19 protein-coding genes and 2 pseudogenes are annotated in these 20,938 nt (G+C 42.1%); 16 read left to right on the forward strand and 5 right to left on the reverse strand.

What is annotated here, in order from left to right:
- Window positions 1-194: 194 nt before the first annotated feature.
- Window positions 195-1,607 (forward strand): annotated as a pseudogene (locus PCY09_RS05050) (IS1182 family transposase).
- A 65-nt stretch (window positions 1,608-1,672) separates the two neighbouring features.
- On the opposite strand, the gene PCY09_RS05055 reads toward PCY09_RS05050, so the two are convergent.
- Together PCY09_RS05055 and PCY09_RS05060 are read right to left on the reverse strand one after the other, a co-directional pair.
- Window positions 1,673-3,355 carry a ribonuclease J gene (locus tag PCY09_RS05055; RefSeq protein WP_011999752.1) on the reverse strand — a complete coding sequence of 561 codons (1,683 nt, stop codon included), beginning with the start codon at window positions 3,353-3,355 and terminating at the stop codon, window positions 1,673-1,675.
- Window positions 3,356-3,358: 3 nt separating this feature from the next.
- A complete protein-coding gene (locus PCY09_RS05060; RefSeq protein ID WP_061411731.1) occupies window positions 3,359-3,589 on the reverse strand; it encodes a DNA-dependent RNA polymerase subunit epsilon in 231 nt (76 codons plus the stop codon).
- 276 nt (window positions 3,590-3,865) lie between these two features.
- Between PCY09_RS05060 and tsaB the strand changes: the two genes are divergently transcribed.
- From tsaB to PCY09_RS05100, 8 genes are all read left to right on the forward strand, one after another.
- Window positions 3,866-4,552, forward strand: a complete 687-nt coding sequence (gene tsaB, locus PCY09_RS05065) for a tRNA (adenosine(37)-N6)-threonylcarbamoyltransferase complex dimerization subunit type 1 TsaB (protein ID WP_061596217.1) — start codon at window positions 3,866-3,868, stop codon at window positions 4,550-4,552.
- Window positions 4,549-5,001, forward strand: a complete 453-nt coding sequence (gene rimI / locus PCY09_RS05070; protein ID WP_061596215.1) for a ribosomal protein S18-alanine N-acetyltransferase — start codon at window positions 4,549-4,551, stop codon at window positions 4,999-5,001. The genes tsaB and rimI overlap by 4 nt, the downstream gene beginning before the upstream one ends.
- Window positions 4,991-6,001, forward strand: coding sequence for a tRNA (adenosine(37)-N6)-threonylcarbamoyltransferase complex transferase subunit TsaD (gene tsaD / locus PCY09_RS05075; RefSeq protein WP_125396799.1), 1,011 nt, complete (start codon window positions 4,991-4,993; stop codon window positions 5,999-6,001). Before rimI ends, tsaD begins: the two co-directional genes overlap by 11 nt.
- Window positions 6,002-6,010: 9 nt before the next feature.
- Entirely contained in the window at window positions 6,011-6,706 is a 696-nt protein-coding gene (locus PCY09_RS05080) for an AzlC family ABC transporter permease (RefSeq protein WP_125396800.1), read from the forward strand.
- Complete coding sequence (locus tag PCY09_RS05085) at window positions 6,696-7,028, forward strand: AzlD domain-containing protein (protein ID WP_061596209.1); 333 nt, start codon at window positions 6,696-6,698, stop codon at window positions 7,026-7,028. Before PCY09_RS05080 ends, PCY09_RS05085 begins: the two co-directional genes overlap by 11 nt.
- A gap of 109 nt (window positions 7,029-7,137) precedes the next feature.
- Complete coding sequence (locus PCY09_RS05090; protein WP_008808244.1) at window positions 7,138-7,884, forward strand: class I SAM-dependent methyltransferase; 747 nt, start codon at window positions 7,138-7,140, stop codon at window positions 7,882-7,884.
- A 309-nt stretch (window positions 7,885-8,193) separates the two neighbouring features.
- Window positions 8,194-8,862: a hypothetical protein gene (locus PCY09_RS05095; protein WP_061596207.1), complete on the forward strand. Its 669-nt coding sequence runs from the start codon at window positions 8,194-8,196 to the stop codon at window positions 8,860-8,862.
- Between the two features lie 100 nt (window positions 8,863-8,962).
- Window positions 8,963-9,703 (forward strand): MerR family transcriptional regulator, encoded by a 741-nt coding sequence (locus PCY09_RS05100; protein WP_060971082.1) that lies wholly within the window; start codon window positions 8,963-8,965, stop codon window positions 9,701-9,703.
- A 54-nt stretch (window positions 9,704-9,757) separates the two neighbouring features.
- Here PCY09_RS05100 and PCY09_RS05105 read toward each other — a convergent pair whose 3' ends face one another.
- Entirely contained in the window at window positions 9,758-10,933 is a 1,176-nt protein-coding gene (locus PCY09_RS05105; RefSeq protein WP_060971083.1) for an NAD(P)/FAD-dependent oxidoreductase, read from the reverse strand.
- 267 nt (window positions 10,934-11,200) lie between these two features.
- Here PCY09_RS05105 and PCY09_RS05110 point away from each other — a divergent pair, with 267 nt between their 5' ends.
- Window positions 11,201-11,695 (forward strand): DUF536 domain-containing protein, encoded by a 495-nt coding sequence (locus PCY09_RS05110; protein ID WP_008808248.1) that lies wholly within the window; start codon window positions 11,201-11,203, stop codon window positions 11,693-11,695.
- A 55-nt stretch (window positions 11,696-11,750) separates the two neighbouring features.
- Window positions 11,751-13,513 (forward strand): annotated as a pseudogene (locus PCY09_RS05115) (glycerophosphoryl diester phosphodiesterase membrane domain-containing protein).
- Between the two features lie 41 nt (window positions 13,514-13,554).
- On the opposite strand, the gene PCY09_RS05120 reads toward PCY09_RS05115, so the two are convergent.
- Window positions 13,555-13,854: a YbaB/EbfC family nucleoid-associated protein gene (locus PCY09_RS05120; RefSeq protein ID WP_048777428.1), complete on the reverse strand. Its 300-nt coding sequence runs from the start codon at window positions 13,852-13,854 to the stop codon at window positions 13,555-13,557.
- Window positions 13,855-14,045: 191 nt separating this feature from the next.
- Here PCY09_RS05120 and PCY09_RS05125 point away from each other — a divergent pair, with 191 nt between their 5' ends.
- Window positions 14,046-14,453: a glycosyl transferase gene (locus PCY09_RS05125; protein WP_008808251.1), complete on the forward strand. Its 408-nt coding sequence runs from the start codon at window positions 14,046-14,048 to the stop codon at window positions 14,451-14,453.
- A gap of 32 nt (window positions 14,454-14,485) precedes the next feature.
- Here the strand turns inward: PCY09_RS05125 and PCY09_RS05130 are convergent, their stop codons facing one another.
- Window positions 14,486-16,765, reverse strand: coding sequence for a Xaa-Pro dipeptidyl-peptidase (locus PCY09_RS05130; protein WP_125396801.1), 2,280 nt, complete (start codon window positions 16,763-16,765; stop codon window positions 14,486-14,488).
- Window positions 16,766-16,868: 103 nt separating this feature from the next.
- On the opposite strand from PCY09_RS05130, the gene gla reads away from it, so the two are divergent.
- From gla to PCY09_RS05150, 4 genes are all read left to right on the forward strand, one after another.
- Window positions 16,869-17,720 carry an aquaglyceroporin Gla gene (gene gla, locus PCY09_RS05135; RefSeq protein WP_227250308.1) on the forward strand — a complete coding sequence of 284 codons (852 nt, stop codon included), beginning with the start codon at window positions 16,869-16,871 and terminating at the stop codon, window positions 17,718-17,720.
- A gap of 139 nt (window positions 17,721-17,859) precedes the next feature.
- On the forward strand, window positions 17,860-19,140 hold the full coding sequence (locus PCY09_RS05140) for a DUF308 domain-containing protein (RefSeq protein WP_125396803.1): 1,281 nt from the start codon (window positions 17,860-17,862) through the stop codon (window positions 19,138-19,140).
- Window positions 19,141-19,267: 127 nt separating this feature from the next.
- Complete coding sequence (locus PCY09_RS05145; RefSeq protein WP_125396804.1) at window positions 19,268-20,005, forward strand: CppA N-terminal domain-containing protein; 738 nt, start codon at window positions 19,268-19,270, stop codon at window positions 20,003-20,005.
- A complete protein-coding gene (locus PCY09_RS05150; protein WP_061583212.1) occupies window positions 20,002-20,937 on the forward strand; it encodes a serine hydrolase domain-containing protein in 936 nt (311 codons plus the stop codon). Before PCY09_RS05145 ends, PCY09_RS05150 begins: the two co-directional genes overlap by 4 nt.
- The last annotated feature ends 1 nt before the right edge of the window (window position 20,938 follow it).

The raw sequence follows: 20,938 nt of genomic DNA on the forward strand, positions 1-20,938 counted from the left end.
CAAGTATCGGAAGCGGCGTGAAGTTTAATAAAGAGAAAGAGTAGTGGTTGGTTCATAAAAATAAGTACAAAAAAAGAACAGTTGAAATTGTTCTTTCAGATTGAAGACAAAATCCTTAGAACTACAAATTTCTAAGGGCTTTTCTTTGTGTAAAGTCGTATAATAGAGGTAAGAAAAGTTGTGAGGTGTTCCCTATGTTTCACAAAGAAAATCTAGACTACAACCGCAATCAAGTTGGTTTTTACACGCTAGATGAACTCGTTCCGCAAGCCCATTTTCTTCGTCAGGTTGAGCAAGTGATCGATTTTTCCTTCATCTATGACTTAGTCGCAGATACTTATTCTGAAGATAAAGGTCGTCCTAGTTTAGACCCTGTTATGCTAGTTAAAATCCCTCTCATCCAATGTTTCTACGGTATACGTTCCATGCGCCAAACTATCAGGGACATTGAGGTCAATCCCTCCTATCGCTGGTTTTTGGGTTTGAGTTTAAACGATAAGGTTTCTCATTTTACCACTTATGGCAAAAATTACAATCGTCGTTTTCAAGATAAGGAAGTAATCGAGGAATTTTTTCATTATGTCCTATCCATTGTATGGGGGCAAGGTTTGATTGACCCGACTGAGATTTTTATTGATGGGACTCATATCAAGGCCACAGCCAATAACCATAAATATACTCATCAAGTTCTAGACAAGCAAGCTAGGTTTATGAGTGAGCAACTGGAAGTTGAGATTGGCTTAGATCGGAAAAAGTACTGAAAAAAGTCTCTCGGGCCCGCAAAAGAAAGCGAGGCTGAACCGAAGAAGAATTCTACTACAGACCCTGAAAGTGGTTGGTTTCACAAGGGGAGCATAAGGAAGTGTTCGCCTACAATGCCCAAGTAGGATGCGATAAGCATGGATGGGCACTAGCTTATAGTATCGATGCTGGCAATGTGCATGACAGTCAGGCTTTTCTTGCACTTTTTGAACAGTTGGAAAGGCTCCAATCTGACTACCTTATCGCCGACTCTGGCTACAAGACTCCAAGTATTGCAAAATTCCTCCTTGACCAAAATATTACACCTGTATTCCCTTATACTCGCCCTCGTGGAAAGAAAGGGAAGCTTCGCCCTAAGGACTTTATCTATGATGACTACTATGACTGTTATCTTTGCCCTGAAAATCAAGTGTTAGCTTACTCTACAACAAATCGCGATGGCTATCGTGAGTATAAAAGTGATCCTAAGATTTGCGCAATTTGTCCTCTGTTATCCAGTTGCACAGAAAGTAAAAAGAAACAGAAAGTCGTTACTCGCCATATTTGGAGGGAGTATTTAGAGATTTGTGAGGAGATTCGGCATCAAAAGGGAAGCAAGGAACTTTACCAGAAACGTAAAGAAACGGTGGAGCGGCTTTTTGGCACGGCCAAAGAATACCACAATCTACGTTATACGAGAGAAGTAGGTAAGTCCAAAATGAAGGCAAAAGTTGGACTTACTTTGGCATGCCTGAATATCAAAAAATTGGTAAAAATGATGGCGGGGAAGCCTTTTTATTTTTCGCTGAAAACTATTTTGATAAAGATTCCAGCCTATTTTGAGAATAGTAGCGCTGAAGATATAAAAAGACAAACACTCAAACGATGTTTGTCTTCAATCTGAGCTTTGCCCAAGTGGCAAAGCTATTTTTTAGTTGTCTTCGTCTGGTGTAAGCACCATCGGAATAATAATTGGTTCGCGCTCAGTATTTTCATAAAGGAAAGGACGAAGGGCGTTGACGATAGCACCGTTGACAGACTGGATATTGGCATCTTTATTTTTGAGGGCAATGCGGATAGCATTGAAAAGAAGACGCTGACTTTGGCGAATCAAATCACCAGACTCACGCATGTAGATGAAGCCACGGCTGAGAATATCTGGGCCTGCTAGAATCATTTGTGATTCAAAGTCGACTGTTGCGACAGCAAGTACCACCCCGTCTTCTGATAGGTCTTTACGGTCGCGCAGGACAGCAGCACCGATTTCACCAATACGGTTTCCATCGACATAAATATCTTGAGCATTGAAACTACCAGCTATGCGGGCAGAATTAGCTGTCAGAGCTAGTACATCGCCGTTGCTCATGATGAAGATATTGTCTTTTGGAACTCCAGTATCAACGGCTAGCCCAGCATGGACTTTCTGCATGCGGTATTCACCGTGGACTGGCATGAAATATTTAGGCTTGATCAAGCGGAGCATAAGTTTCTGCTCTTGCTGGCCACCGTGTCCAGAGGTGTGGATGTTGTTAATCTTACCATGAATAACCTCTACACCAGCTTCAGAGATAATATTAATCAGCTTGTTAACGCTAGTCGTATTACCAGGGATAGGACTAGATGAGAAGATGACTGTATCTCCAGGCTGTAGCTGAACCTGACGGTGAGTACCGTTAGCAATACGTGACAGGGCTGCCATAGGCTCACCCTGACTTCCGGTACACATAATCAGGACTTCACTAGCAGGGTAGTCTTTGATAGCATTTGGCTCAATGAAGGTATCTTTAGGAACCTTGATATAGCCTAATTCAATCCCGTTAACAATCGCCTTTTCCATAGATCGACCGAAGACCGCAATCTTGCGTCCAGCCTTTACCGCAGCTTCTGCAGCTTGTTGAAGACGGAAGATGTTTGAGGCAAAGGAAGCAAAGATGATGCGTCCATGAATACCTTCGATAATCTTCATAATCGATTGTCCGACCACTTTTTCAGAATTAGTAAAAGTAGGAACTTCAGCATTGGTCGAGTCAGATAGTAGGCAGAGAACGCCTTCCTCGCCTAGAGCTGCCATACGGTGCAGGTCAGCTGGTTCACCGACTGGAGTAAAGTCAAACTTAAAGTCACCGGTACAGACAATCTTACCTTGAGGAGTATGGATCACAATTCCTAAAGGCTCTGGGATAGAGTGGGTCGTACGGAAGAAAGTTGCTTTAAGGTTTTTAAATTTCAGTTCAGTGTTTTGGTTGATTTCGTAGAGTTTGGCATCGCGTAAAAGTCCGTGCTCTTCCAATTTGCCACGAATAAGGGCTAGTGCCAGAGGTCCAGCATAAATAGGTACATTAGCCTGTTTAAGCAAGAATGGGATACCACCGATGTGGTCTTCGTGACCGTGAGTAATAAGAACACCTTTGACACGGTCGATATTCTCTACAATATAGGAGTAATCGGGGATGACATAGTCAATCCCTAGAAGATCGTCTTCTGGAAATTTGATACCTGCATCAACGATAATAATCTCGTCTTGATATTCGATTCCGTAGGTGTTTTTACCAATTTCTCCTAGACCACCAATGGCAAAAACGCCAACTTCTTTTGGTTTTAAAGTATAGGACATGGTTTAAAACTCCGTTACTTGAAAAGTGCCTGACTCTTTTTCGTATTCTAAGTGTTTGTCAGACAAGAGTTCGATAAACTCAATGTTGTAATCAGTATTTTCTTCAACCAGTTTACGGGCCTTAATACGTCCCTCGAGTTCGTTATCCCCTTCAATTTCCAAGTAAAGAGAGCGAGTGTTTTCACGACGTGGGCTACGGTCTTTTGTTTCTTGATAAAAAACTTTATAAATCATTCTATTTCCTTTCATTTCACGATTAATCTACAACAAACATGCAGCCAAGTTATCAGCTGTTTTTTTATATTTAGTTTTCTGGGTAATAGATTAATCTTGGTTCGTTACAATTATAACAATTATATCATAAAATGCGTTATTAGTAAAAGTTAGAAATCCAAAAAGAAGAGGAAGCCGTTTTCATTTTTCTCTTCTGTCTAAAGGGAAAAGAAGTTGGAAAATCGCACTCTTCGTAGTATAATATAAGGCAGACAATCGAGTAAGGAAAAGATAAGAATGAAATTATTGGCTTTTGATACTTCTAATCAAGCACTGTCTCTAGCTATTTTAGAAGATGAGCATCTATTGGCTCAGACTACGCTCAATATTAAGAAAAATCATAGCATTACCCTTATGCCGGCTATTGATTTTCTCATGAATAGTCTGGACATGAAACCGACGGATTTGGATCGTATCGTAGCAGCTCAGGGACCAGGTAGCTATACAGGTCTGAGAATTGCGGTGGCGACAGCTAAGACTCTGGCGCATACCCTCAAGATTGAGCTGGTTGGTGTATCTAGTTTGCTAGCTTTAGTCCCAGAGCAGGTGGAAGGCTTGGTCATTCCTGTCATGGATGCCCGCCGCAATAATGTCTACGCTGGCTTTTACCAGTCTGGTCAGGCTGTACGGTCGGAAGCTCATCTACCTTTGGCAGAGGTTTTGGAAATAGCTGGCGCTGCTGACCAGCCAGTCACTTTTGTCGGAGAGACAGCAGCTTTTGCGGAGCAGATTGAGGCAACTCTTCCTCAGGCTGCCATTCAGCCGACCTTACCAGACGCAGCAACTATTGGTCGTCTAGGCTTAGAACTGCCAGCCCAGTCTATTCATGACTTTGTTCCTAATTATCTCAAGCGGGTAGAGGCCGAGGAAAATTGGCTAAAGACCCACCAGGAATCCAGCGATTCTTACATTCAGCGCCTATGATTGAGATAAAAAAATGGAGCGATAGCTCAGATATGGACGCGGCAACTCTCGCAGAAGAGCTGGAACAGCTTTTACTTGCAGTTTATGATGTCAGCCCTTGGACGATGGGGCAAATGGAAGAGGTTCTGCGCTCGGATGTGAACAGTTGTGCGCTAGCAGAAGATGGGAGTCAGCTTGTCGGCTTCTTAGTCTGGCAGGAAACAGACTTTGAAGTAGAAGTTCTGCAGATTGCTGTATTGCCTAGCTATCAGGGGCGGAAAATCGCGACAGCCTTGTTTGACTTTTTACCAGCAGACAAAGAAATTTTTCTTGAAGTGAGGGAGTCCAACAAGCCAGCTCTGCTATTTTACAAAAAAGAAAAATTTGAAGCAATCGCGCGGCGGAAGGCCTACTATTATGCTCCGGTGGAAGATGCGATTGTCATGAAAAGAGAGATCCATGAAAGATAGATATATTTTAGCCTTTGAGACGTCTTGTGACGAGACCAGTGTGGCGGTTCTGAAGAATGAAACTGAGCTTTTGAGCAATGTCATTGCCAGCCAGATTGAGAGCCACAAGCGTTTTGGCGGAGTGGTACCGGAAGTTGCCAGCCGCCACCATGTGGAAGTTATTACGGTTTGTATTGAGGAGGCCTTGGCAGAAGCAGGGATTAGTGAGGAGCAAGTCACAGCTGTGGCCGTCACCTACGGTCCTGGCCTGGTTGGGGCGCTTCTGGTCGGCTTGGCAGCGGCCAAGTCCTTTGCTTGGGCTCATGATATTCTCTTGATTCCGGTCAATCATATGGCCGGGCACCTGATGGCAGCCCAGAGCGTGGAGCCCTTGGAATTTCCCTTGCTGGCCCTCTTAGTCAGCGGTGGTCATACTGAGCTGGTCTATGTCAGTCAGGCTGGTGACTATAAGATTGTGGGGGAAACTCGAGATGATGCAGTCGGTGAAGCCTATGATAAGGTCGGTCGAGTCATGGGGCTGACCTATCCGGCAGGCAGGGAGATTGATCAGCTGGCTCATCAAGGCAAAGATATTTATGATTTTCCGCGGGCCATGATCAAGGAAGATAATCTGGAATTTTCTTTTTCTGGTCTCAAATCGGCCTTTATCAACCTGCACCACAATGCACAGCAAAAAGGAGAATCTTTGTCTAACCAAGACTTGTCAGCAAGCTTTCAGGCGGCGGTCATGGATATTCTTATGGCCAAGACTAAGAAAGCGTTGGAAAAATATCCAGTCAAGACTCTGGTCGTGGCGGGCGGTGTTGCGGCCAATCAAGGTCTGAGAGAGCGCTTGGCAGCTGAGATTCAGGATGTTAAGGTGATTATTCCACCTCTGCGCCTTTGCGGTGACAATGCTGGTATGATTGCTTATGCTAGTGTCAGCGAGTGGAATAAGAAGAATTTTGCCAGTTTGGACCTGAATGCTAAGCCGAGTCTGGCTTTTGAAACCATGGAGTAAAGGAGAAGAATGCGCGGACAGACATTTAAACAGGGGGCGCAGGCGGCAGTGCCAACGGCTCTGGGCTATATTGGAATTGGTCTAGCTTGCGGCATCATGGCGGCACCTCATATGAATCCCTTGGAGATGGGGGTGATGAGTATTCTGGTTTATGCAGGCAGTGCCCAGTTTGCCATGATTGGTTTATTCGCCCAGCAGGCGCCAGTCTTGGCCATCGCACTGACCGTTTTTCTTATTAATATCCGGAATCTTCTGCTCGGTTTACATGCATCAACTCTTTTTCGTAAGTCTAGCTTGACTCAGAATATTGTCATCGGCTCTTTTTTGACGGATGAATCTTATGGAGTCTTGATGGGGGAGCGGGCACATACAGAGGAAATCGCTGCGAGTTGGATGATGGGCAATAATTTTATGGGCTATACTGCTTGGATTTTGGGTACAATTTTGGGAACAGCTCTAGGTGGCCTTCTGCCCAATCCTGAGAGCTTTGGCCTGGACTTTGCCCTAGTCGCCATGTTTATCGGAATCTTCTCTTCTCAGTTTACAATCATGCTGCGACGGGTCAAGATAAAGAAGCTCTTTTTAGTCTTAGGTGTGGTGGGCCTTAGCTACTTGCTCCTAACCATGCTGCTTCAAAATTCGCTGGCGGTGCTTTTTGCAACCTTGCTAGGCTGTACGGTGGGGGTGATCTTGGATGATAAGTAAATATATCTTGTTGGTCATTCTTTTGTCAGCCCTGGTCACTTGGATTCCGCGGGTTTTGCCCTTTATCCTAGTCAAGTACAAGGGGCTTCCACCTATGGTAGAGCGCTTCCTCAAATATCTGCCAGTTTCCATTATCTTTGCCCTTATCCTGTCCAGTGTCACCAATGCTAAAACAGGTCAGCTGCCAAGTTTTAAATGGCTGGATTTGCTAGCGATTTTTCCAACAACTTACATAGCATTTAAGTATAAAAACTTAATTTTGACAGTGGTTTGTGGCGTAATTTTAGTGGCCTTGTTACGTTTAGTGATTCAAGTGATCTAGTAATTTATAAATCTTTCTATCTCAGGTAGAGAGATTTTTTTATTATTAGAAATGTCAGAATATTTCATAATCGTGGTATAATAGTCTTGTTAGACTAAGGAGGTGGACCATGGCAGAAGCAGGTCATAAATTTTTAGCAAAATTAGGAAAGAAACGTCTTCGTCCTGGAGGTAAGCTTGCAACCGACTGGTTGATAGAGCAAGGGAAATTTTCCAGTGATAAAAAGGTTCTAGAGGTAGCCTGCAATATGGGAACTACAACGATTGAATTAGCAAAAAAATATGGTTGCCAAATTACTGCAGTTGATTTAGATAAGGCTGCGCTGGCTCAGGCGCGACTTAATGGAGACAAGGCTGGCGTTGGTGAACTCGTCACATTTAAACAAGCCAACGCTATGAAGCTACCTTATGATGACAATTCGTTTGATATCGTTATCAATGAAGCCATGCTGACCATGCAGACAGAGAAGGGGAAAGCTAAATGTATGGAAGAGTACTACCGGGTGCTGAAGCCCGGCGGTGTGCTTCTGACTCATGATGTCATGCTTAAGCAAAGAGATGAGAATGTCCGGGAAGAGCTGTCACGTGCGATTAACGTCAATGTTGGCCCATTGACAGAAGGCTCTTGGATTCAGCTGGCACGTTCTCATGCTTTTGACCGTGTAGACACCTTTGTCGGCGAAATGACCTTGATGAGCCTTCGAGGGATGATATATGACGAAGGACTAGGCGGCACTCTGAAAATTTGCTTCAATGCCCTCAAGAAAGAAAACTACGGCCAATTTATGAAGATGTTTAAGATGTTCCAAAAGAATCAAGAAAAACTGGGCTTTATTGCTATGGTTTCTCACAAATAGGAAATCAATCCTCTTGTTTTATTGATTTAGGGAAGATTTGACAAAATACTTTAGTGATGATTTTGTTTTCTCCTTTTTAAGTAGGTTCAATCACTTTATCTTCCCTTGCTTTTACATAGCCTATGGAATAGGACACTTGAACTCATTCGCTGTTGATAAAGTGTTTATAGATTTTACCTAGTTTGGCCATTTTTACAAAAGGTTTTATATAAGTAAAGATTTTAAGCCAATTCCAAAAATAACTTGATTTTTTTGAATAAAAAGAACTATAATAATTTCAGAGTGTAGAAAAGTAGAAAAGAGGTAACCATGATGGTGAAATCATTGTCAAAACTCCTTTATGCATCTTTATTTCTAGCTTTGTCATTTATTTTAGTAGCCTGCAGTTCGCCAAAAGATAGCGTAACAAAGAGTTCATCCAGCGATAAGGTCAGTAAATCGAGTAAGTCTAGTCAGAGTAAATCGAGTGAGTCTAGTAAGAGCAGTTTCAAGGAGTCATCGACTTCATCCAGCCAAACTTCAGTTTCTTCTAGTGAGGATGCTTCAAAATCAAGCCAAACTAGTTCATCCAGTTCTAGCGCTAAGGAAGCTCCTACAGCAGACTCCCTTGTTCCATCAGAATTGGTTGGTGTCTGGAAAGGAAGAAGTCCTCAAGCTGAGGAGATTACAATGACTGTTGGCGCAGATGGATCTATTTGGACTCAAGCTAACTTTAGCAGTTATGGGGAGAAGAGCGATGTAAAGGCTGTTGCAAGAGCCATTAAAATCAGTCAAAACCTCTATCGGTGGGAGTTGGTTTCAGGAGAATATAGTGCATTGACTCCTGGTATAACAGGTCTTGGTGGTATAGGGAAAGCTGAGCCAGGCTTTACTTTAGAAAATGGTAAATTCACACCTGTCATGTTTACTGGTCCTGCTGATCAACCTCTTGATTATTCAAATTACTATGCTTTTGAATTTTCTTTAACCAAAAACTAAGCTATGAAACTCCCTTGTAATCTAAGTGGGGAGTTTTTTTAACAACACTTGACCCTACCCTAAGGTTAGGGATTATACTATAGTAGAAAGGAGGTCTTTCATGTATCATGTTAAAGAAGCTGCACAGCTTTCAGGCGTTTCAGTCAAAACTCTACATCACTACGACAAAATCGGACTTTTGGTGCCTGCTAAATCAGAAAATGGCTACCGAACATACAGTCAAGCCGATTTAGAGAGGTTGCAAGTCATTCTTTACTACAAGTATCTGGGCTTTTCTTTGGAGAAAATAGCAGAGCTCTTGAGTCAGGACGATCAGGCCCTATTGCCACATCTGGTAAGGCAGTTGGATTGTCTTGAGCAAGAAAGAGACCGCTTGGATACTTTGATTTCGACCTTGCAAAAAACAATTCAAGCTCAAAAAGGAGAAAGAAAAATGACAATGAAAGAAAAATTCGCAGGTTTTACCTACGAAGACAATCACAAATATCATCAAGAAGCTGTTGAAGAATACGGTCAAGAAGTTATGGCAGAAGCATTGACTCGTCAAAATGGACGGGAAGAAGAATCAACCGAAGCCTTCAATCAAGTTTTTCAAAGTCTGGCAGAGAATATGAGACAAGGCTTGCCAGTTGAAGCGTCAGAAAATCAAGAGCAGGCAGGGCGTCTTTTACAAGCCATTCGTACTTATGGCTTTGACTGCTCGCTACAAGTCTTTGGTCATATCGGTAAAGGCTATGTCTATAATCCAGAGTTTAAGGAAAACATCGACAAATTTGGAATTGGCACAGCTCAGTATACGTCAGATGTGATTGCCGCTTATGTGCGGACAAACGAAGAATAAAAACTGGCGAGGATTTTCCTCGACCAGTTTTTTATGATTCTACTATTTTACCTATCACTCATAATGCAAGCTTCCTGCCACCCAGCCAGTGCAGAGGGCAGAGGTGATGTTGAAGCCACCCGTGTGGGCATTGATGTCTAGGACCTCTCCAGCAAAGTGGAGGCCGGGAACCAGTTTGCTTTCTAGAGTTTTGGGATTGATTTCTTTGAGGCTGACGCCTCCTTTGGTTACAAAGGACTTGGCCAGGGACATTTTGCCAGTGACAGGGATGGGCAGTTCCTTGATTTGCTTGATGAGGGCCTCTTTTTCACTGAGATTGAGTTGTTTGACTTTATCGGGAAAGGGTTGGGCAAAAAAGTCTGCCATTCGCTCGGGTAGGAGGATTTTCAGGCAGTTCTTCAGCGATTTTTCCCGGTTTTCTTCTAAAAAGTCCGCCAGATCCTGCTGACTCATCTGAGGAAGGACATCCAGAAAGATGGTTTCTCCACCCTTGACAAAGCTAGACAAGCGCAGGGCTGCCGGGCCTGATAGGCCAAAGTGAGTAAAGAGCAGGTCGTGGGTAATGACATGCTTGCCATAGCTGAGGGTCACATCGTCCAGCGAAATCCCCTGAAGCACTTTATGGGGAAAGCCAGTCAGAAGAGGACTTTCAGCAGCTTCTAGGTCAGTCACTGTGTGCTTGAAGTGTCGGGCAATATCATGACCGAAGCCTGTCGAGCCTGTTGAAGGATAGGACTTGCCGCCAGTCGTCACAATCAATTTCTGGCAGGTCCAAGTCTGGTTGCTGGATCTGACAGTGAAAAGATCGTCGGATTTTTTAACGGAGACGATTTCAGTATTGGTGATGACAGTGCCGCCCAGCTCTGCAATTTTCTTTTCCAAAGCTTCGATAATGGTGCGGGACTTGTCTGTCGCTGGGAAAACACGTCCGTGGTCTTCAACCTTGAGTTTGACGCCGTTCTCTGTAAAGAAGTTGATGATATCATGGTTGTCAAATTGGGAAAAGACACTATAAAGAAAGCGCCCGTTGCCCGGAATACCGGCCATGAGGTCATCCAAGTTTCCATTATTGGTCACATTGCAGCGACCACCGCCTGTACCGGCTAGTTTCTTGCCTAGGCGTTTATTTTTCTCGATAAGCAAGGTCTTCTGTCCGTAGAAAGAACTGGAAATGGCAGCCATCATGCCAGCCGGTCCTCCTCCAATGATGATTGTGTCGAAATGGTTCATTCCTATCGTCCTTTCTGAGATAAATTTGGCTAAGGTTTAATTGTGAATGTTTCTTAGGAAATATTGTCCACTAATGAGCAGTTAAATGATCGTTTTAAGCTTGGTGTAGTCATTCATTTTCAAAGTAATCTAATCTGTCTCATTGTATCATAAAAGGGAGAAAAATGGATAGGAGTTAAGCTTAGAAAATATTGGGAAATTTGACAGGGAAGCCTTGATATGATAAGATTTAGGTATCTATATCTAGAAAAAGTATTTGAGGAAATTATGGCAATTGAAAAGACAGTCAGCGAGTTAGCTGAGATTCTCGGAGTTAGTCGCCAAGCGATTAACAATCGTGTCAAAGCTCTCCCAGAAGAAGATACAACAAAAAATGAAAAAGGAGTAACGGTTGTTACTCGCAGCGGATTAATTAAACTGGAAGAGATATACAAGAAGACCATTTTTGAGGATGAACCAGTCAGCGAAGACGTCAAACAGCGCGAACTGATGGAAATTTTGGTAGACGAGAAAAATGCAGAGATTCTCCGTCTATACGACCAACTCAAGTCAAAAGATGAGCAATTAAAACGCAAAGACGAACAACTTCGGATTAAGGACGTTCAGATTGCGGAGAAGGACAAGCAACTGGATCAGCAACAACAGCTGACAGCCAAGGCTATGAGTGAGCGCGAAACGTTACTGTTAGAGTTGGACGAAGCAAAAGAGCAAGTCCAACAGCAGGAAAACAAAGGATTCTGGGCGCGTTTATTTGGGAAGTAAGAAAAATCTCAGTTGAAAAACTGAGATTTATTGTTTTAAAAAAGAAGGAATGAAGATGAAACCGCAAAAGTTAGGCTTCAAACGTCTCTATCGAAATTTAGATAAGATCTTGCTACTCTTTTTCATGGTTTTTATGGCCATGGAATTTGCCTGGATTCCTTTTACGTCTTGGGCGGCTGAATCATTGCTCAAGCAGACGGGCTACGAATTCTTATCTTATAACAACGCTGTAAGTATTTTCACAGCAAATTGGCTTGTGACTGCCCAGTTTCTAGGCCTATTTTTGATCAATTTATTAGTCGCTTATTTCCAGGCAGGCATTATCTTCATGGGCGTACGCAACTTGTTAGATAAGGAAGAACGTTCCCATTGGGGCTTTATTAAAGCGACTTTGAGAGACAGTTGGATCATGCTACTGAGAGCTAGACCAGGAAAGGTTCTCTTTATTGTGTGTTATATGGGGATTCTCTTTCCATTTTTCCGACAGATTTTAAAAATATACTACCTCAATAAGATTTTAATTCCGGAGTTTATACAGGAATATCTGAGCAATCAATACTACTTGGGCTGGGCGATAGGGATTCTAGCAATAATCCTGTTTTTGTTGGCAGTGCGCTTTATGTTTGCCATCCCCAAAATCTTTTTAGAAAGAATCTCTGTCAGAGAAGCCATCCGATTTAGCCTGGCTAAGACCAGAAAACGGCTCATTTTCTATTCATGGCACTTATCTTGGATTGTTTTCAAAAGTTTGTTTATCTACGCCTTCTTTGTCATTGGTATTGTCTTTCTTCAAAAATATGCGGATACCCAGTCTAATGCAATTAGTCTTGGTGTCGGAGTCTTCAATTTTGTAGTCATGAAGCTGGCTTATTATTTCATGCTGAGCTACTTTTTAATCAAGTTTCTATCTTTCTTGACTGATAAGTCACTGGCAGACTATCCTCGAAAAAAGGGGAATCCTTGGTTACGGGCTTTGATACTTCTAGCGTCGTGCTTAATTTTTGGATTGGAAGGCTATGTTTATCTGCAATTTCCTTTGGAAACCATTCCTCTGACCATCTCTCACCGGGGAGTTTCAAATGGAAATGGGGTACAAAATACAATTGAGTCTTTAGAAAAAACAGCCTTACTCAAGCCAGACTATATCGAAATGGATGTACAAGAGACAAAAGACGACCAGTTCGTCATGATGCATGATGCCACCTTAAAAAAGAGCTAGCAGGAGTAGATAAACATCCTCAGGAATTGACGCTAGCAGAGTTAACAGCTCTAGATATTTCGGAAAATGGCCATCGAACTAAGATTTCAAGTTTTGATGCTTATTTAAAAAGAGCCAATCAGCTGGGACAGCGCCTTTTGATTGAAATTAAAACAAGCAAACTTGACTCTTCAGATATGATGGAGCGATTCTTGAAGAAATATGCAGCTAACATCAAAATATATGGGCATCAAATGCAGTCGCTAGATTATCAAGTGATTGATAAGGTGCTGGATTATGATAAGGATATACCGGCCTTCTTCATTTTACCTTATAACACCATTTTCCCTCGAACCAAGGCATCTGGCTATACCATGGAATATTCGACCCTAGATGAAAACTTTGTCAATAAGCTATGGAGTTCAGATAAACTACTCTATACTTGGACCATTAATACAGAAGATGCCGTAGCCAAGTCCTTTAGACTAGGGGTGGATGGGATTATCACAGACGATGTTGAATACATTCAAAGCTCGATTAAAGAGCTGAAGGACAATCCTAAATATTCGACCTTATTAGAAAATAAAGCAGCTGACCTTTTAAACTTTCCAGGAAGCTAAGAGAAAACCCTCACTCTCTAATCAGAGTGAGGGTTTTGTGATTAAAACGGCAGTTTACCTGCAAAGGCACCCATTTTCTTTTTGGTTGCTTCGTCGATTTGCTCTAGTGCATGGTTAAGCGCTTGGACAGTCATATCAGACAAGGTTTCAAGATCCTCTGGATCAACAACAGCAGTTTGGAAGTCGATTTTTACAACTTTCTTATCGCCAGTCAAAGTTGCTGTCACTAAGTCTTGAGCAGATTTGCCTACAAACTCAGTAGCTGCCAATTCTGCTTGGCTTTGTTCCATTTGCTTTTGAAGCTTTTGCGCTTGCTTCATCATTGATTGCATGTTCATCATAAGATTTTTATAATTCCTTTCCTATTTGAGGATTAACATTTGGTAATCTACACTCTTCAAATTATATCATTTTTTAAAAAAGTGGCAAGAATCTGCTTCAACATTTAGAGAATCATTTCAAAGCAATGTTGACGAAAAAGTTGAGATTATGATAGAATATTTAAAAATTTAGATATAGGAGAAATCTCTTAATGAAAAAACACAAATGGAGCCTTTTGTTGCTTAGTCTTTTGATTCCTCTCTTTATTTTAGCTGGATGCAACAGCAAACAAAACCTTAAAGGCAAGTGGAATGTTCAGGATTCTAACCATGAGTATACTACTGTAACCTTTACTGACAAGAAGGTCAGTGTGAATGGACAAGAAGCAGAGTATAAGCAGGTAGAGGTTGGATTTAAAAATAATGTTCAATATATCGTGATTGAAATGGAAGGGAAGAAATATTCAATTATTTTCCCTGATGCAGACAAAAATATCGCTGTTCTCTTACAGCCAACTTCAGAGGATAACTATCTCGAAGGAACCATGATTTTGGCAATGAATCGTAAGGAAAAACCAAACTACGACAAGTACGCAAAAAATTATATCCGAGAAAAATAAAAGCACAAAATGTGCTTTTATTTTTTTATTTATCAAGATTTCTTGTGAGGCAGACTTAAGCTAGAATGCTCCATATCAACACTTAGATGGTAGTCTGTCTTATCGCGGACAGTGTGCTCAAAATCAGTAGTGTAGAGGACGAGACGCAGTTGGTCACCCTTTTTCAGTTTGTAGATTGTTGGTTGCAGTTCAAAGGATAGTTCCATCCATTGATTAGGGACTACTTCTTCAACAGTTAAGAGATCAGTCCTATTTTGCAGGTTGAGGAAGCCCTTTGTGATGACGCGGTGTGGAGTGTCCGTAAAAGGAAGCTCCATCAGATTGTCCAGCATATAGTAGCGCCCGTTATCCATCACTCTTGGTTCCAAGGGGCTTGGGATTGGGGTTAGGCGTTTGGCAGGTCCATAGTCCAAAAGCTGGGCGGAGATGAGACCTTTGTTGGTGCTAGATTTGAGGTGGAGATTGAGCTTGGCAGGTCCATTGATAAAGAGATCTTGTTCCAGCGTCCAATCAAGGGTGATCTGCTGGGTTTTGCCTTCAAATAGCTCATTTTTGAAAACTTGATAACTCTTGGCAAAGCGATTGTAGTCTTCGTCTGAATAACGATTTTGGATTTCTTGAGAGCCTTTACCAAGATGGAAATGAGAGTAGTCTTCTTGATTTCCAAAATCATCTAGGCTCATCCAGTTTTGCGCCTGGCTGTTGTCCTGCCAGATGACGGGTGGCAAGTCAAAGTCGGATGAATGCCCTAGTAATTTTTTGGATAAAAGAGCGTTCATGCTTTCACGAAAGTCAATGGACTGCCAGTTGTTGATATAAACATGAGCACCGTTATGGAAGAAGAGGTGCTTTTTGATATGAGCTGGCAGAGCATGGAACATATTATAGACGTGGAGAGGTTTGACATTCCAGTCTTGAGAGCCATGAGTGAAGACAACTTCAGTCTTGACCTTATCTGCATGGATCAAGTAGTTGCGGTCGTGCCAAAATTGATTGTAGTCACCAGTTTCTCGTTCCAAGTCCTTTCTTTGCTGGTCAAGGTAGGCTTGGTAAGCTTGATTGTGACGTAGGTATTCGCCAGCTAGGAGATTGCGTGAATAGGTCAGCTCAGTTAGTGATTCAAAATCTTCGCCTGGATAACCACCAGGGCTAGTGACAAGTCCGTTTTCACGGTAGTAGTTATACCAGGAAGAAATACCAGCCTCAGCAATGATGACTTCTAACCCGTCTACCCCCGTTGTTGCTAAACCATTTGACATGGTTCCTAGGTAAGAAATTCCAGTTGTGGCAACTTTTCCATTAGACCAAGTTGCCTTGATTTCTCTTTGGCGACTGTGATCTGTGAAGGCGCGACAGCGACCGTTGAGCCAGTCGATGACATTTTTGTAGGCTTCAATCTGCTGATAATCTCCACTGGTCATCATCCCTTCTGAATCCTTGGTTCCAACACCAGATACGTAGAGATTGGCAAAGCCACGAGGAAGTAGGTAATCATTGAGGGTGTAACTGCCAATATGGCCCAGCTTTTCTTCAGCTGTCTCAACTAAAGTTGCCTGTCCTTGGGGTTCTACTGTTTGAATGCTAGATTCTTGAACAGTAATTGTTCTAGGGTTCTTGCAGGCTAAGTCTACATTCATGTTGTGCAGAGCCTTATCACTAGCTTTATCGTTGGTACCTTGATGGTAGGGACTGGCAGTCATGACTGCAGGAATTTGTCCTTCATAAGAAGGGCGGATGATACTAACCTTGACTAAATCCGGCTTGCCATTTCCATCTGTGTCCACACGGGATTCAACATAAACGACTTCGCGAATGGCCTCATGGCTACTGAAGGTTGCTAGACTTTTGCCGTTGAAGAAGTGGTAGTCATTGCTTTCTGGAATGAATCCCTCACTGACAAGCTGGTCAATTAGAATATTCCCTAACTTGGTTCTAGTATTGAGCAGTTGATAAAGATTTTCGAGGATATTTCCATAAGTGATTGGGAAATGAATATCCTTGCAGAAGGCTGTTACATCGTCAAAGTCCACGAAGGGAACAAAACCTAAGACCTGTAGGGCTACGGTATAGAAGATCTCTTCAGTCAGTTGCTGGTCGGATTGGAAGAAGGTTAACAGATCTGTTTGTCGGTCGGCTACCCAGCTAGAGAGGACATAGTTGACGTCCTGATAGCGAAAGAGAATTTTTTGAAGAAAGTGATGAAGGTTTTCCTTAGGAGAATTAGTTGTTTGGATAGTGAATCCTAAACGAGCCAATTCGTCCAGCATAACTTCTTCACTTGCTTTTGTGTAACTATACTGGTTGTAACGCATGAGACTACTCCTTTTTTGTATTTATATAAAATTGACCTTTACATTCTCCATTATAACTGATACAATAAAGTTTGTCTAAAAATTTTATAAGGAGATTGAACACATGGATGTTACATGGATGGCGAAATACGTCACAGAATTTCTGGGTACGGCCATTTTGATTATTTTAGGAAACGGTGCTGTAGCTAACGTTGAATTGAAAGGCACTAAAGGTCATCAAAGCGGTTGGTTGGTAATCGCAGTTGGTTACGGAATGGGTGTTATGATTCCTGCTTTGATGTTTGGAAATGTGTCAGGAAACCATATTAATCCGGCCTTTACTTTGGGGTTGGCTGTCAGCGGCTACTTTGAATGGGGACATGTTGCTCCTTACATTGCAGCTCAGATTTTGGGAGCTATCTTCGGTCAAGCCCTTGTGGTTGCGACTCACCGTCCTTACTACTTGCAAACAACAAATCCAAATGCAATATTGGGAAGTTTCTCAACGATTTCAAGCATCGATCATGGAACACCTGAGTCTCGCAAAGTAGCAACTATCAATGGTTTTGTAAATGAGTTTGTTGGTTCCTTTGTTCTTTTCTTTGCTGCTATTGCAATGACAAAGAACTTCTTTGGAGCTGAGATTATTAAATATGCAGCTACTCAGGGTATAGATACTTCTTCTATCCAAGGTAAAGCACAAGTTGGTCACTACATTTTTAGTGGTTTGGCTGTTTCACACTTGGCACTTGGTTTCCTTGTGATGGCTTTGGTTACTTCACTTGGTGGACCTACTGGTCCTGGATTGAACCCAGCTCGTGACTTGGGACCTCGTATTCTTCATGAAATCTTGCCTAAGTCTGTTCTTGGAGAGCACAAGGGTGATTCAAAATGGTGGTATTCTTGGGTACCAGTCGTGGCACCAATCCTTGCAGGTATCACCGCTGTTATGTTGTACAAATTTATCTATGGATAATTAAAAGGGCGCAAGCCCTTTTTTTTAGAAGACTTAGCTGACTTGAAGACAGAGGGAAAGAAGTGATTTTGGTATATATTTTTGCCTTCTTATCTTTTCATAGTAAGGAAGAATACAGGTATAGTCTGGAGGGAAGAGAATGAAGATTGTCCCATTTAAAATGGATCGATTAAGTGGACGGCGTACCTTGCTTTTCGGTCTCTTAGCCATTCTACTGGGAATGATTGTTATCATAAATGGAGCAGGGTTTACAAAGCTGGCTTTGGACTTGCTCAGCCTCTATTTTTTTCTAGTAGGCTTGTTTAATAGTATCCTCTACTTTTTTGCTGGTAAGAAAGATATTCCACTGACATCTGAGATTCTACGAATCATCTTTGGCTTGTTTTTAGCAGGCTTGAATGAACTTGGTAACCTTTCAGTAAATGTTGTCATTATTATTTTAGGACTTTATCAGTTGGCGACAGCTGTGGTTTATGCCATTACTTATTACCTCTACCGTTGTGATCGGGCTAAAGGAGGTTTTCGTTATTTATTTGATGCGATTCTTCAAGGTTTGATTGCTCTAACAACCATTTTTTCGCCAGCTACAGATGGCCGTCTACAATTTTTATTTTTAGGTATTTATTTGATTTTGTTGGGAATTTCCAATATGAGAGATGGACTTTTCTTTGACCTTGATAAGGAAAGAAAAGATTTACGCAGACATTTTCGGGTCAACCTGCCTGTCATCATAGCGGCCTTTATTCCCTTTGAACAACTAGAACGCTTCAACCATTTTCTACGCGGGACGAAGGAGCAGGAATTATCAAGCGTTTATCGGGTCCTCAAAGGAGAGCAGCAGGCTGATTTAGAGGTTCTTGTTCATACTTCTAAGGAAAACCTATTTGGAGCGATTGGTCATGTTGATATTTGCTATAAGGGGAAGGTAATTTCCTACGGCAGTTATGATCCTTTTTCCCAGAAATTATTTGGTACTATTGGTGACGGGGTACTATTTAAAGTGGATAAAGATGCTTATATCGATTTGTGTAAAAAAGAGAGTAAAAAGACCTTATTTGGCTATTCTCTGGCCTTAACTGATCAGGAAAGAGAGGCCGTTGAAAAGCGTCTGAGGGAAATCGATGACTTGCTAGATCCATGGGAACCAAGTGATCAGGAGCTTAATGGTAGTCCCACCTATGCTTATAAATTAAAGCATGAGCTAGGGGCGGAGCTTTATAAATTCAAGAGTAGCCGTTTTAAAAGCTATTTTATTCTTTCGACCAATTGTTGTTTGCTGGCGGACTCGATTGTTGGTCAGGCTGGGACTGCTATTTTGAATGTAAGAGGGATCATAGCGCCTGGAACTTACCAAAATTACCTGCAGTATGAATTTGAGTCTGCCAATGGTTTGGTTGTCGCCCACAATGTTTATTGTTGATTTACAAGTAGCAGGGAATGACCTGCTACTTTTTGTTTCAGCTTGTGTTTGTTTTTTGAAAATTTTTATATAATTATTTGTCAAATAGGAGAAAATCCTCTAAAATAGAAGAGACTTGGAGGAATTTATGACACGAAATCATCAAACGATTAAGGCTGTACCAGTACTAAAAACGAACAATCGTCGTTTAAACTTAGAATTTTATTGTCAGACATTAGGGATGAAAAATCTGTTGGAAGAAGGCCCAGGTGTCAGTTTGGGAGATCAGACAAAGAGCGAAAGATTAGTGATTGAAGAATCGCCAGGTGCACGTTCTCGTAAGGTTGTTGGCCCTAAAAAACTAGCTCAGATCACTATAAAGGTCGAAGAGCCAAAAGAAATTGAAGCTTTGTTAGGACAAGCACATCCTGTTTTACAGGTCTACCAAGGTGAGAAAGGCTATGCTTTCAAGGCTGTTTCCCCAGAGGGAGATACTTTCTTAGTTCATGCTGAGGATGATTCTCAAACACTCCGTGCTCTAGAAAAGACTCCAGTATTTGAGACACAGGCTGAGTTCACTGGCTTAACACAATTTTATATTGAAAAAGTGATTCTCAATGTTCCAAATAAATCAGTAGCTCAAACTTATTATCAACCTTTTGGCGATACGCTACCAATTGAGTTTAAAGAGGAAGAAGGCCAAGATTTATTGGCTGCAAATGCAGCAACTTGGGACTTGTCTATGATTAAGTTTTCTCTGGAACGTTTTGATGTAGATCAATTGGCTGAGCTTCTTGAAGGACGTGATTTGTTCGTTCCTAAGTCTAAAAAGTTTCTTTTAGCGACAGATGATAGTCAGATTGACTTGTGGTTTGAACAAGCATGACAAAGCAAAAAATTTTTGAGAAAATTCAAGAGCAGATTCATCAGGAAATCTATCCTGGGGCTAGCCTAGCCCTATATCAAGCTGGCCAGTGGCAGGAATTCTACTTTGGTTTGGCTGATCCGCAAGAAAGAAAAGTCACTCAAGCGGGCTTGGTCTATGATCTGGCTAGCGTCAGCAAGGTGGTCGGAGTGGGGACTCTAGCAGCCTTTTTATATGAGCAGGAAAAGCTGGATCTGGATTTGCCCTTGCAACACTATTATCCGGACTTTCATCGAGAAGATGTGACTGTGCGCCAACTCTTGACTCACACGTCAGGGCTTGATCCCTTTATTCCCAATCGTGACCAATTGACAGCTCTCGAGTTGAAAGAAGCACTCAATCATTTGACAGTGCTTGAAGATAAGACCTTTCGCTATACGGATGTGAATTTTTTGCTCTTGGGCTTCATGTTGGAAGAAATCTATGGTCAAGCCTTGGACCAGATTTTTCAAGATCAGATTTTCCAGCCTTGGGGCTTGGCTGAGACAGGTTTTGGGCCAGTTCCAGGAGCTGTGCCGACCGTTCGCGGTGTCAAGGATGGTCAGGTTCATGATCCCAAGGCGCGTGTTCTAGGCATCCATGCTGGTAGTGCTGGCTTATTTTCAACTCTCAGGGATTTGGAAATATTTCTAGAGCATTATCTGCAGGATGACTTTGCGGCCAATCTGACCCAGAATTTTTCCAAGGAGCCTGGCAAAAGACGTAGCCTAGCCTGGAATCTGGAGGACGACTGGCTGGATCACACTGGCTACACGGGAACCTTTATCATGTATAATCGCAAGGAGCAAAAGGCAGTCATTTTCTTGTCCAACCGGACCTATGAAAAAGACGAGCGGGCTCAGTGGATCTTAGATCGCAACCAGCTGATGAATCTGATAAAAACGGAACTATAAG

Origin of the sequence: Streptococcus sp. SG2, from assembly GCF_030439925.1 — a bacterium.
Classification (GTDB): Bacteria; Bacillota; Bacilli; order Lactobacillales; family Streptococcaceae; genus Streptococcus; species Streptococcus gordonii.